Genomic DNA, 12,180 nt, shown 5'->3' with positions numbered 1-12,180 from the left:
CAATCGTGCCAATGTTGCAGTGCGGCTTGTTACGTAGGAATTTCTCTTTGGCCATGGGGTCCTGCCGGGTGGTCTAGAGGGTTGGAGCGGGTAGCGGGAATCGAACCCGCATCCTCAGCTTGGAAGGCTGCTGCACTACCATTGTGCTATACCCGCAATTGGATGACGCTCCTGCGAGCCTCCTCGACTAAGGTTCAGCTCCGGAGCGTGGTGGGGGAAGTAGGACTCGAACCTACGAAGGCTTACGCCAGGGGATTTACAGTCCCCCCCCTTTGCCACTCGGGACATTCCCCCAGCGCGCCGGACATCCTATCAAGACCCGGAAAAGTCCGGCCCTCAAATTGGAGCGCGTCTTATAGTGGCCTCGCAACCCGAACGCAACGCAGGCCGGAAGCGCCGCGGACCGCCTGCAATACCTGGGTCCGCGGGGTCGGGAAAACCCCGGTTCCAGGCCACTTCAGGAGAGTGGATCTGGGGGGTACACGCCGTCGAGGCGGCCCTGTCCAACCCCGGACGCCCCGCGCCTCGCCGCATCCTGGCGACCCCGGAGCGGACCCTGGAACTCGAGCGCCGATTCGGTGCGCTGACAGGCCTGGAGGTCATGGACGGCCCGGCCCTGGCCCGGACCCTGCCAGCGGGTGCCGCTCACCAGGGCCTGGCCCTGGAGGGGCCCGAGCCCGAGTCCGTTGACCTCGAGGACTTCACTGCAGAGCCTGGAGCGGTCCTGCTGATGCTGGACCAGGTCACGGATCCTGGAAATGTCGGCGCGATACTGAGGTCCGCAGCGGCTTTCGGGGCGAAGGGGCTGATCCTGCAGGACCGCCGGGCACCCCGCCTGTCCGGCGCCCTGGCCAAGGCCGCCGCCGGCGCCGTCGATATCCTCCCCGTGGCCCGGACGGTGAACCTGTCCCGGGCTCTGGAGCGGCTCTCGGACCTCGGATGGCGGGCTGTTGGCCTCGATGGCGGGGCGGCGCGCGACCTTTCGGAGGTGCTGGATGGCGGCCCGGTCGTGCTGGTCCTCGGCTCGGAGGGCGAAGGCGTGCGCCGACTGGTGGCCGAACACTGCGACGAAACCGCCCGCATCCCCATGCCGGGGGGCTTCGAAAGCCTCAACGTGGCCGCAGCGGCAGCGGTGGCCCTCTACGAAGCCGCCCGCCCCCGCCGCTGAGCCCGTTCGTCAGAGCAGGTCGCCGCCCGCCGCTGCCGCCGTGGTGCCGTCCCGCTCGAAGGCGCGGATGACGTTGCGTCCGGTCGTCCAGCGGTGCACCTCGTCCGGCCCGTCTACCAGCCGCTGCGAGCGGATGTGGGTGTACCAGGCCGCCAGAGGCGTATCGCGGCTGTAGCCCAACGCCCCGTGCAGTTGGATGGCGGTGTCCACCACCTTGTGCACCATGTTCGCCAGGAAGACCTTGGCGATGGAGTTCTCCTGCCGCAGGTCCAGGCCCTTCTCGGCCTTGTAGGCAATGTGGATGAGCATAAGGCGGGCCATGTAGAGCTCGCTCGCACAGTCGGCCAGCATCCACTGGACGCCCTGTCGCTTGGAGAGCTTCTGGCCGAAGGTCTCGCGCGACGTCACGTGCTTGACCGCCAGGTCAAGAGCCCGCTGGGCCAGGGCCACATTGTGCATGCCGTGCCGCAGGCGGCCGTAGGCAAGACGGTGCTGGCCCATGTTGAAGCCATTGCCCTCGCCGCCGAGCAGGTTCTCCGCCGGGACCACCAGATCCTTGATGTCGATCTCGGAGTGGCCGCCGCCCATGATGTGCGAGAGCGGGCCTTCCACCGCCATGGTCTGGATGTCTCGCTTGATGATGTAGCCGGGGTTCGGCAGTTCGACGATGAAGGTGGAGTAGCGCTGGTGGCGCGGGGCCTCCGGATCGGTCATGGCCATGACCAGGGCCAGGTCAGCAGCGCTGGCGGCTGAGGAGAACCACTTCTCGCCGTTCAGGACGTAGTTGCCCTTGCCGTCCTTCACCGCCCGGGTCTGCATGCCTGTGGCATCGGCGCCAGCGGCCTTCTCCGTCATGGAATAGCAGACGCGCTTCTCGCCGTTCAGGAGGGGCTTGAGATACTTCTCCTTCTGGAAGTCGGTACCGTGCGCCAGCAGGGTCAGCATGGTGGCGTCGTCAGGCCCCTGGCTGTTCATCGACAGGGCGCCCAGATGGCTTTCGCCCAACTCCATCTGGACCAGGGCGTTGGCTAGCGGGCCCAGGCCCATGCCGCCATGCTCCGTGGGGATGAAGGGGGCCCACAGGCCCTGGGACCTGGCCTTGGCACGCAGTTCGGCCAGCACCACCTTGAAGGACTCGCGGTCCACGAGCCGCTTCTCCGCCGGAATGCACTCCTCGTGCACCCAGCGCCGGACCCGCTCGCGCATGGCCTTTGCGTCTTCCGGAATCTCGAAATCGATCGCCATGTTTTTCTCCCCTTTATGTTGAATTCCACTGTGATGTCGGATGCGTCCCGGGACAAGGCCACGAGCCGGATCAGGCCAGGTCGACCCGGTAGATGCTCTGCGCGGTACCCGAGAAGAGCGCCGTCTTCTCGGTTGCGGACGCGCCTGACGCCAGGCGCTTGAAGGCGTTCCAGAGGGTCCGGTAGTCGCAGGCCCCCAGGTCAACCGGGAAGTTGCTCTCGAACATGCAGCGGTCCGTCCCGAAGGCCTCGATGCAGGCCTCCACATAGGGCCGCCATTCCCGCGCCAGCTGTTCCGAGGATGCCGGCGGATCGGAGAGAAAGGAGGGAAAGGCTGGGAAGGCCATGGCCAGGCCGCCCACCTTGCAGGCCACATTGGGCAGGGCCGCAAGGGCGTCGATCTTCTCCCGCCAGGTTGCAAAACGTTCGTCGCGACGCCCTGCATAGACGCCCAGGCCAAGGGGCGTACCCACGTGGTCGACGATGATCTGCGTATCCGGGAAGGCGCGGGCCAGATCGATGAGGTCGTCCAACTGCGGCTCGAGGAGCCAGGCGTCGAAGGACAGGCCCAGGGGCGCCAGCTGGGCGAAGCCCTCGCGGAACCGGGCGTCCCGGTAAAGGCCGGGGGGACGTCCCGCCAGCGGCCCCAGGACCGCCGGGTCTGCGTCCGAAGAGGCGGCGTGGCGTATGCCCCGGAACCGCGGGCTGGCCGCCATGTGCGCCTCGAGTACACCCCGGGCCGCTGTACCCAGGGTCAGGTCCACGTGACCCACGATCGCCGCGCAGGCCCGCACGTCACCATAGATCCCGCTCGCCGACATGGCGGCGACGCCATTGACGAACTCGGTCTCGCCCACGGGCCGGAAAGCGACCTCGGCGCTGCGTCGGTACATGGCACCGCACTCCATGTAGACCGTCGCCACGACCTTGTGCCCGCAGGTCATGTCCGCCAGCAGTTCGTCGAAGAGGTAGCGGGGCGAGAGGCGGATCACGGCCTCGAAGGGGTGGGAAGGCGGCGGCAGGTCGGCGCCACGGGCGCCAGGCCGGTCCCAGAGATGGTGATGGGGATCAATGATCGGCAGGTCCGGATCCAGCACGGGTTCGGGCGTCGCAGGTGCGCGTCTCACGATCAGGTCCTCCCTTGTCTTGTTGGCGGTACCTTGAGGGCGGTGACCTCGCCTTGCAAGCTGTAGGAGGTTGCCCCCGGGCAGACGGCAGGCGAAAAGAGCTGATGATCGAACTTGCGCTTCCCTCCGCCTCCGCCCTCGTTGCCTTCGGTCAGGTCATCATGATCGACCTCGCGCTGGCCGGCGACAATGCCATCGCGGTGGGCCTGGCCGCCGCGGGCCTGCCCCTCGAACAGAGGCGCCGTGCCATCATCCTGGGCCTGGCGGGTGCCGTGGTCATGCTGATCGGCTTCGCCCTGATCACCGTCCAGCTCCTTCACTTGATCGGGCTGATGCTCGCCGGCGGCATCCTGCTGCTCTGGGTCTGCTGGAAGATGTGGCGTGAACTGCGAGCCGGGCATGAAGCCGAGACCGCCGAGGCCGAGGAAGCGCTGGAGTCGGCCACTGGCGTGGAGTTTGCGGGCGAACCCACGACCACCCCCCGGCCCAAGACCATGGCCCAGGCCCTGATGCAGATCCTGGTGGCCGACATCACCATGTCGCTCGACAATGTCCTGGCCGTCGCAGGCGCCGCCCGCGAGCATCCCTATGTCCTGGTCGCCGGCCTGCTCCTGTCCATCACCCTCATGGGCGTGGCAGCCACATGGATCGCCAGCCTGCTGCAACGGTTCCGCTGGCTCGGATTCCTCGGCCTCGCCATCATCTTCTACGTGGCTCTCCACATGATGTGGGAGGGGCATCGGCTCATGGTGATCGACCTGGACAAGACCCCCGCCTACAACGCTGTGGCACCAGATAGTCTCGACATCCGCCCCGACGAAGTCCGCGATCGCGAGACGCAGACCGGGCGCTAGCCGGTCTCGAGGCCCCCGAAGCGAGCGCGCCAGGCCTCGACCTGTTCGGCCTCGATCTTGCGGAACAGGACCTCAGGTGCCTTCACTTCCCGGCCCGCGGGCAGGAGGTCGAGAGCCCCCGCCCCATCGGGCCAGGCGGAACTGGAACCATCGCCCACAGCCTCGGCGACGACATCGCAGGTATTGGGGATGAAGGGGCGCGAGACCCGGGCGAACAGGGCCACCAGGTTGAGCCCCATCCTCACGGCCACTGCGGCGCGGTCCGGGTCCGTCTTGAACGCCGTCCAGGGTGCCGCCTCGGTCAGGTACTGGTTCCCCAGTACCCAGAGCTGGCGCAGGGCCTGAGCGGACTTGCGCATCTCGATGGCCTCGAGCTGAGTGGTCAGCTCCCCCAGCTTCTCGGCGATATCGACGCGTAGCCGGACCTCAAGCGGCCCATCCTGGCCGCCATCAGGGACCTTCCCCTCGAAGCGGCTCTCGGTGAAGCGCAGGATGCGGTTGACGAAGTTTCCGAACACGTCGGCGAGGTCGGCGTTGACCTGGGCCTGGAACTGCTCCCAGACAAAGCTGGCGTCCGAGCCCTCCGGGGCGTTGGCCGTGATCCACCAGCGCCAGTAATCCGCGGGAAGAAGCTCGAGGGCCTGGTCCATGAAGACCCCGCGCTGCTGCGAGGTCGAGAACCGGCCACCATAATAGTCCAGCCAGTTGAAGCCCTTGAGTCGGTCGACCAACTTCCAGGGTGCATTCGAGGCGGGCGTCCAGGTGCCGTCGGGGGCCAGTCGCTCGTTCACACCGATCAGGGTGCAGGGAAAGCCCACCGTGTGGAAGGGCACGTTGTCCTTGCCCATGAACTGGACATAGGTAACGTCGGCGGCGGCTTCGCCCCGCCACCAGCGTTCCCAGTCGCTACCCGTCGCATCTGCCCACTCTCGGGTGGCGCCGATGTACTCGATCGGCGCGTCGAACCAGACGTAGAAGACCTTTCCCTTCAGGCCCTCAATATCCGGCCTGAGACCATCTGGGTTGGGGCCCCAGGCCTTTGCGTTGACCGGCACGCCCCACTCAAGGTCACGTGTGATCCCCCGGTCCTGCAGACCCTCGTCCAGCCACTTCAGGGCGATGGATGTCACCAGCAGGGGCCAGGTCGCCTTCTTCTCCTCTATCCAGGCGCGGAGCCGCTCGGCGAACAGGCTCTGCCTCAGGAAGAGGTGCTTAGAGGGCCGGATCTCGATGTCCTCTGACCCCGAGACCGTTGAACGCGGCTTGATCAGGTCGGCCGGGTCCAGCACCCGGGTGCAGTTCTCGCACTGATCGCCCCGGGCGGCGGCGTAGCCACAGTGGGGGCAGGTCCCGATGACATAGCGGTCCGGCAGGAAACGGCGGTCGGCGTTGGAATAGACCTGCTGGGTGACGCGCTCCTCGATGAAGCCGTTCTCCCAGAGCTGGCGCGCCATCGCCTGGGTTATCTCCCGGTTCTGGGCGGACGAGGACCGACCGAAGTAATCCCAGGACAGGCCGAACCGCGCGGCAAGGTCCGACTGGACCTCGTGCTGCCGAAGGCAGAAGCTAGCAGGGTCCATGCCTGCCTCAGCCGCTGCCAGCTCGGTGGGTGTCCCGTGCTCGTCGGTGGCGCAAATGAAGAGGGTCTCATGCCCCTGGGCCCGCTTGAACCGGGCGAAGACATCTGCCGGCAGCATGGATCCCGCCAGGGTCCCCAGGTGCTTGGTCCCGTTGATGTAGGGCAAGGCCGAGGTGATGAGGATGCGGGTCATGCGAAGCTCGAAATGAGGAGGCTTTGGAGCGGTGGCTTATAGGGCACCGCGCCAGCATGCCAAAGGGGCGACTTCAGCCCTGCGTCACGGCTGTTCAGGAGTCAGCCTTCGCGCGTCGGCGGGCCTCAAGGAAATCCGCCATGGCGGCGGCGGGCTCTCCGCCTGCGACGGAGGTCTCGAAGGCGTCGATCCCGGCTGCGATCGCGGCGCGAAGGGGAAGGTCCTCCCAGGCCCGGATGAGCCGCTTCTGCGAACGGACAGCGGTGGGCATACAAAGCGAGAGGGACTCCAGCCAGACCTCTACCGCTGCATCCAGCTGGTCCGGGGCCGCCATCTTCTCCAGGTACCCCCAGGCCAGGGCGTCGGGCGCCGTGAAGGTCTCGCCGAAGAGGAGTAATTCCCGGGTTCGTCCCCAGCCAATCAGCTGCGGCAGCAGGGCCGCCTCGACGACAGAGGGAATGCCAAGCCGGACCTCCGGCATACCAAAGACTGCCGTCGCAGCCCCGACGCGGACATCACAGGCGGCGGCCAGCTCAAGGCCCGCGCCGAAGGTGTAGCCATTGATCCGGGCTATGGCCGGAACGGGCAACGCCCTGACGGCCTCGCAGCAGGCATGGACCTGGCTGATGAACTTTCGGGCCGCCACCGGATCGGCGAAGCCCGCCATCTCCTGGATGTCGGCGCCGCCGATGAAGGCCTTGTCTCCCGCCCCGGTGAGGACAAGCGCCCGAAGCTCAAGGTCCGTCGACAGCCGGCCCAGGATTTCCACGAAGGCCTCCATGAGCTCGGAGTTCATGGCGTTGAGGCGATCAGGACGGTTGAGGGTCACGAAGGCAACCCTGCCCTCCGGGCGGGCCTCGAGGCGCAGAAGGACGGGGTCGGGCATGGTGGGCTCCGGCGGGCTTCGGGACGGCGGTTTCCCGTCGGCGAGGCGACACTAGGACCACGTACGCCTGCAGGCCAGTTCCAGCCAGAGAAGGAGGTCCGCTTGCCGACAAGATCTGACCATTGGGCACTTGGAAGTTCGGGCGACACGTGGCATCGGAACGCCCGGGCCGGCTTAGCTCAGCTGGTAGAGCAGCGGTTTTGTAAACCGAAGGTCACGGGTTCGATTCCTGTAGCCGGCACCATGGATTTTCGTCTTTCCGGAGTCGCCCGTGTCCCCCGTCCGTCCTCTCGCCTCCCGTCCCCACGCCTCCCGTCCTTTGGCGGCCATCCTGTTCCTCGTGAGCCTGTCCCTAGCCGCCTGCGGCAAGTCCGAAGCGCCGGATGGGGGCGGCGCCGAAGCGACCGGCGCCCCGGCTGCGGTCGTGACGGACGTGCAGAAGGCGGCCCTGCTGGCGGACATGCCGGAGCCTTACCGCAGTGCGGACCTGGCCAAGGGAAAGGCCCTCTACGCCATGTGTGGCTCCTGTCATACCTACGTGAAAGGGGGGGGCAACATGACGGGACCCAACCTCTGGGGAACGGTCGGGGCCAAGGCAGGCCATGTGGCCGGGTTCAACTATTCCGACGGGCTCAAGGCCTCCGGACTGGTCTGGGACCTGGCCACCCTCGACAAGTGGATCGAGAACCCCCGCGGCCTCGTGGAAGGGACCAAGATGTCCTACATCGGCATGAAGGCACCCGAGGACCGGGTCGCACTGATCGCCTGGCTCAAGGTCAATACCAGCCCGGCGAACTAGAGCCTGTCGCCTTCAGACGGAATGTCTGACGGGGCAAAACAGGCTCATAGTCCAAAAAGTGATATCGCGGTTGGATCCCACTTATCGGAACAGGATCTAGCGCCTTACTCCGCTGGCGGGGCCGTTTCGGCGGCCTCGAAGGCCTCGATCCGCCGCGCCCGCGTCTGGGCCGGCTGGGTGAAGCCGCCGAGCAGGTTGTAGAAAATCGGCACAAGGAAGACTGTGAGTAGGGTCGAGAAGATCGCCCCGAAGAAGATCACAACGCCGATAGTGCGCCGGGACTCGCCCCCTGCGCCGCCCCACAGGACCAGGGGCAGGGCTCCGGCAGCGGCGGCAATCGACGTCATCACAATGGGACGCAGGCGGACGACGGCGCTTTCTATGACTGCCTCGCGGACCGAACGGCCCTCGTCGCGGAGCTGGTTGGCGAACTCGACGATGAGGATGCCATTCTTGGCGGCGATCCCCACAAGCATGATCAATCCGATCTGGCTGTAGGTGTTCAGGGTCGAGCCGCTGATCAGCAGGCCAAAGAGGCCCCCAAGGGCCGCTACCGGGACGGTCAGCATGATAACCATCGGATGGATCCAGCTCTCGAACTGCGCTGCCAGAACGAGGAAGACGAGGATCAGGGCCAGGCCCAGGGCGCCGTAGACCGCAGCGCCGCCCTCGAGGTAATCCCGGGCCAGTCCGCCCCATTTCACAGTCATTCCAGGATGCCTGGTGATTTCCGACTGGAAGAACGCAACGGCCTCGCCGACCGTGTAGCCCGGATTGAGCTGGACGGAGAGCGAGATGGCCCTCAGGCGGTCTACCCGCTCGCGGCTGGGGGTATCGCCTCGGATCTCCGTGGTGACGACTGCGGACAGCGGGACGGTGGCGCCGGAGGCGGCGCGGACATAGACGTTCCTCAGGTCCGACTCATTCATCCGCTGCGGCCGGTCAGCCTGCAGGATCACGTCGTATTCCTGGCCGCCCTTCACGTAGGTGGTAGCCTTGCGCGACCCGAATAGGGTTTCCAGCGCCCGACCGACGGACTGGGCTGATACGCCGAGCTGGGCGGCCTTCTCCCGGTCAAGCTTGACCAGAAGGCGGGGCGAGGTCGGCTCATAGTCAAGGCGCGGGCGGGCCAGACCGGGATTGTTCCGTGCCGCCGCCAGCAGGGGCCGTATCGCCTGCTCGATCTGCGGATACTCGTCCCCGACGACAATCACGTTGACGCTGGAGCCCCCGCCACCGCCGCCGCCGCGCTGGATCGAAGGCCGCACGGAGGCGATGACGCGGGCCGAGGTGATGGCCGAGTACTCGCGGTTCAGCTGGGCGGCCAGGTCCTGGGAGGTGACCTTGTGCGTGCGGGTATCGGGCAGGCTGGCATTGCCGCCGCCCGCGCTGAACTGACTACGCCCGAAGCTTGGCACACTGAGGGTATAGCGCTCGATCACGCCCTTCCCCAGCAGGTCCATGAGCCTCTGCTCCACGGCGCGGCCCGCGGGCAGGATGTAATCGAAGCCGGCACCCTCAGGCCCCTGGATGGAGATGTCGACCCGGCCGCGGTCCTCTGTCGGCACGAGTTCCTTGGGGATGATCATGGCGAGGCCGCCGGCGATGAGCCCGAAGACCAGGATTGAGATGCCCGCCCCCGTCGCCGACAGACGCATCCGCCTGGGCGCCAGCAGTGCCTCCAGTGAGGCCTGGTATGAGACCCTCAGAGCCTCCATGACCCGGTTCACACCCTGGGTCATGCCCCCGCCGGTCCGCGCTGGACGTAGCAGGAGGGACCCCAGCATGGGCGACAGGCTGAGGGCGAGGATCGCAGAGAAGATAACGGCGGCAGCCACAGCCACCGCCAGTTCCACGAACAGGCGACCGGTGAACCCGGGCATGAACATGAGCGGTGCAAAGACTGACACCAGGACGACGGTCGTCGCCACAACAGCGAAGAAGACCTGTCCCGCCCCGCGCTGCGCCGCCAAGAGGGGCGGCTCGCCTTCGTCGATTCGACGCTGGATGTTCTCGACCACGACGATGGCATCATCGACGACCAATCCAATCGCCAGAACCAGGGCCAGCAGGGTCAGGAGGTTCACGGAGAACCCCAGCAAGGCCAGGACGATGAAGGTCGAGAGTATGCAGATGGGGGCCACAACCGTTGGGACAACCGCGGCCCGCCAGGAGCCCAGGAACAACAGGTTCACCAGCGCCACCAGCGCCAGGGCCATCCCCATGGTCACCCAGACCTCCTGGATGGCGTGACGGGTGAAGGCGGTGTAGTCGACCGCCACCTCCATACGTGTGCCGGGGGGAAGGCTGCGATTGATCTCGGTAACCTGTGCGCGGATCCCGTCGGAGATCTCGAGGTCATTGGCCTGGGACTGTCGGGTGATGGCCAGGCCGACCTGGTCCTTGCCGTTCGACCGGAAAAGGCGGCGGCGCTCATCCGGGCCTTCCTCGATCCGGGCGATGTCGCCAAGGCGGACGACATAGGCGTTGGGGTTGGAGGCGCTGGCCGTCGCGGAGAGCGGCGAGATGGCGGCTCCGGCGGCCGAAGCTGTCGTACCCAGGGCGCCCTGCTGGCCGGCGACGGAAGCCGAGGCCCGGACGCTTGAGGACGGCGTGACCGGCAGCTGGGCGAAGTCCTCTGGCGTCGAATAGCCCCTCGATACGCGGATGGTGAAATCCTTGGTGGGCGCCTCCAAAGCCCCGGCGGGAAGCTCGAGGTTCTGGCTCCGCAGGGCCGTCTCGACGTCATCCACCGTCACGCCCCGGGCGGCCATGGCCATGGGGTCCAGCCAGATGCGCATGGCGTAGATCTGCGCCCCGCCCACACCCACCTGGGCCACGCCAGGAACCGTGGACATGCGCTCGACCAGATAACGGTTGGCGTAGTCCGTAAGCTGCAGCCGGTTCAGCGTCGTCGACGTCAGGCTGATGAACATGATCGGAGAGTCGTCTGCGTTCGCCTTGGCGATCTGCGGCGGATCCGCCTGGTCAGGCAGCAGGGACGAGACCCGGCTGACAGCGTCGCGGACGTCGTTCGCCGCGTCATCCAGCTTCCGGTCCAGGGTGAAGGAGATAGAAATCCGGCTCACCCCGTCCCGAGAGGACGAATTGACCCGGTCAATGCCCTGGATTCCGGAGACCTGCCGCTCGATCACCTGGGTGATGCGTTCTTCGACCACCTCAGCCGAGGCCCCTCGATAGATCGTCGAGACGCTGACCGTCGGCGGATCTACGCTGGGAAGCTCGCGGACCGAAAGCGAGAGGTAGCTTGCCAGACCGATGACACAGAGGAGGACCGCACCGACCGCGGCGAAGATCGGACGGCGAACCGAAAGGTCGGAGAGGGTCATCCGGCCCTGCGCGGGGCGGTGGCTCCGGCGGGGGGCGAACCCACCGGGCGCACCGGCTGGCCGGACTGGATCCGGTTGAGGCCGTCCGCCACGACCCGGTCCCCCGGCGCCACGCCCTCTAGGATCTCGACCCAGCCATCCTGTCGCAGGCCCGCGACAACCGGCTTCTGCTGGACGGTCATCCGCCCGCCCTGCTGGACGGCGACGAAGACCGAGGCCCCCTCGCCCTGCACCGCCACGGCGGACTCCGGCAGGGCCAGGGCAGAACGGACGCCCTGGCTGACGCCGACCCGCAACATCATGCCGGGCCGGATCCGACCTTCGGTATTGGCGAATTCAGAGCGGGCGGTCAGGGCTCGGGTGCGCTCGTCAATCCGGGTGTCGAGCTTCAATATCCGTCCTGAAAATCGTACATCGGGCCAGGCATCCACCGTCGCGGACAGGTCCTGTCCCTCACGGATCGCCGCAAGGAAACGGTCCGGAACCTGAAAATCCACCCGGATGGCCGAAAGGTCATCGAGGGTCACGATGGCTGCACCGGGATTGATGACCGCGCCTGGGGCGATATCCGACAGCCCAACGATGCCAGCAAAGGGTGCCCGGATGACCCGATCAGCCAGCCGGGCCTGGGCGACGCCGACATCTGCGTGGGCGCTTTTCCACGCCGATTCGTACTGGTCCACCGCGGCGGCTGAAGCGTACCCTTGCTCCCGGAGCGTCCGCCAGCGTTCATAGGCGCGACGAGCCTGGACTTCGCGGGCCTGGGCCTGGGCGAGCGCAGCGTCCTGCTCTGTAGCCTTGAGTTCTAAAAGGACCTGGCCGCTCGCCACCCTCTGGCCGGGGGTAAAAAGCACGCGACTGACCAACTGGGTCGTAGCTGCAGACAGGATCACCGACTGGCGCCCCTTGGCGACGCCGAGCAGTTCAAGGCGCTCAGTGAAGGTTTTGTTGGTCGGGCTGACGAGAGCCACCTGGGGAAC

Annotated in this window: 9 protein-coding genes and 3 tRNA genes; 4 read left to right on the top strand and 8 right to left on the bottom strand. The window is 66.7% G+C overall.

Features of this window, described 5'->3' with window-relative positions; translation table 11 throughout:
• Positions 1-82: 82 nt before the first annotated feature.
• A tRNA-Gly gene (locus WCJ52_RS07470) sits at positions 83-156 on the bottom strand.
• A 52-nt stretch (positions 157-208) separates the two neighbouring features.
• A tRNA-Tyr gene (locus WCJ52_RS07465) sits at positions 209-294 on the bottom strand.
• A 118-nt stretch (positions 295-412) separates the two neighbouring features.
• Between WCJ52_RS07465 and WCJ52_RS07460 the strand changes: the two genes are divergently transcribed.
• Entirely contained in the window at positions 413-1,168 is a 756-nt protein-coding gene (locus tag WCJ52_RS07460; RefSeq protein WP_336902679.1) for an RNA methyltransferase, read from the top strand.
• Positions 1,169-1,177: 9 nt separating this feature from the next.
• On the opposite strand, the gene WCJ52_RS07455 is transcribed toward WCJ52_RS07460, so the two are convergent.
• Both WCJ52_RS07455 and WCJ52_RS07450 read right to left on the bottom strand, forming a co-directional pair.
• Complete coding sequence (locus tag WCJ52_RS07455) at positions 1,178-2,413, bottom strand: acyl-CoA dehydrogenase family protein (protein ID WP_336902678.1); 1,236 nt, start codon at positions 2,411-2,413, stop codon at positions 1,178-1,180.
• Between the two features lie 70 nt (positions 2,414-2,483).
• Positions 2,484-3,539, bottom strand: coding sequence for an amidohydrolase family protein (locus WCJ52_RS07450; RefSeq protein WP_336902677.1), 1,056 nt, complete (start codon positions 3,537-3,539; stop codon positions 2,484-2,486).
• Between the two features lie 104 nt (positions 3,540-3,643).
• Between WCJ52_RS07450 and WCJ52_RS07445 the strand changes: the two genes are divergently transcribed.
• A complete protein-coding gene (locus WCJ52_RS07445) occupies positions 3,644-4,393 on the top strand; it encodes a TerC family protein (protein WP_336902676.1) in 750 nt (249 codons plus the stop codon).
• Here the strand turns inward: WCJ52_RS07445 and metG are convergent.
• Positions 4,390-6,165, bottom strand: coding sequence for a methionine--tRNA ligase (metG, locus tag WCJ52_RS07440; protein ID WP_336902675.1), 1,776 nt, complete (start codon positions 6,163-6,165; stop codon positions 4,390-4,392). The genes WCJ52_RS07445 and metG overlap by 4 nt on opposite strands.
• Before the next feature lie 94 nt (positions 6,166-6,259).
• Positions 6,260-7,051 (bottom strand): enoyl-CoA hydratase, encoded by a 792-nt coding sequence (locus WCJ52_RS07435; protein WP_336902674.1) that lies wholly within the window; start codon positions 7,049-7,051, stop codon positions 6,260-6,262.
• 168 nt (positions 7,052-7,219) lie between these two features.
• Between WCJ52_RS07435 and WCJ52_RS07430 the strand changes: the two genes are divergently transcribed.
• Both WCJ52_RS07430 and WCJ52_RS07425 read left to right on the top strand, forming a co-directional pair.
• A tRNA-Thr gene (locus WCJ52_RS07430) sits at positions 7,220-7,295 on the top strand.
• 27 nt (positions 7,296-7,322) lie between these two features.
• Positions 7,323-7,850 carry a cytochrome c family protein gene (locus tag WCJ52_RS07425; RefSeq protein ID WP_336902673.1) on the top strand — a complete coding sequence of 176 codons (528 nt, stop codon included), beginning with the start codon at positions 7,323-7,325 and terminating at the stop codon, positions 7,848-7,850.
• 104 nt (positions 7,851-7,954) lie between these two features.
• On the opposite strand, the gene WCJ52_RS07420 is transcribed toward WCJ52_RS07425, so the two are convergent.
• Entirely contained in the window at positions 7,955-11,200 is a 3,246-nt protein-coding gene (locus WCJ52_RS07420) for an efflux RND transporter permease subunit (RefSeq protein WP_336902672.1), read from the bottom strand.
• A partial coding sequence (locus WCJ52_RS07415) for an efflux RND transporter periplasmic adaptor subunit (RefSeq protein WP_336902671.1) occupies positions 11,197-12,180 on the bottom strand: 984 nt, incomplete at its 5' end. The genes WCJ52_RS07415 and WCJ52_RS07420, both read right to left, overlap by 4 nt.

The organism is Phenylobacterium sp. (assembly GCF_037138395.1).
GTDB lineage: Bacteria > Pseudomonadota > Alphaproteobacteria > Caulobacterales > Caulobacteraceae > Phenylobacterium.
The sequence above is the reverse complement of the archived record's forward strand: the minus strand, read 5'-3'. Positions and strand labels throughout refer to the sequence as shown.

Bases quoted from the DNA above. Each gene is read 5' to 3' on its own strand.
- WCJ52_RS07420 (WP_336902672.1), bottom strand. From the start codon at position 11,200: ATGACCCTCTCCGACCTTTCGGTTCGCCGTCCGATCTTCGCCGCGGTC.
- WCJ52_RS07435 (WP_336902674.1), bottom strand. From the start codon at position 7,051: ATGCCCGACCCCGTCCTTCTGCGCCTCGAGGCCCGCCCGGAGGGCAGG.
- WCJ52_RS07455 (WP_336902678.1), bottom strand. From the start codon at position 2,413: ATGGCGATCGATTTCGAGATTCCGGAAGACGCAAAGGCCATGCGCGAG.
- WCJ52_RS07445 (WP_336902676.1), top strand. From the start codon at position 3,644: ATGATCGAACTTGCGCTTCCCTCCGCCTCCGCCCTCGTTGCCTTCGGT.
- metG (WP_336902675.1), bottom strand. From the start codon at position 6,165: ATGACCCGCATCCTCATCACCTCGGCCTTGCCCTACATCAACGGGACC.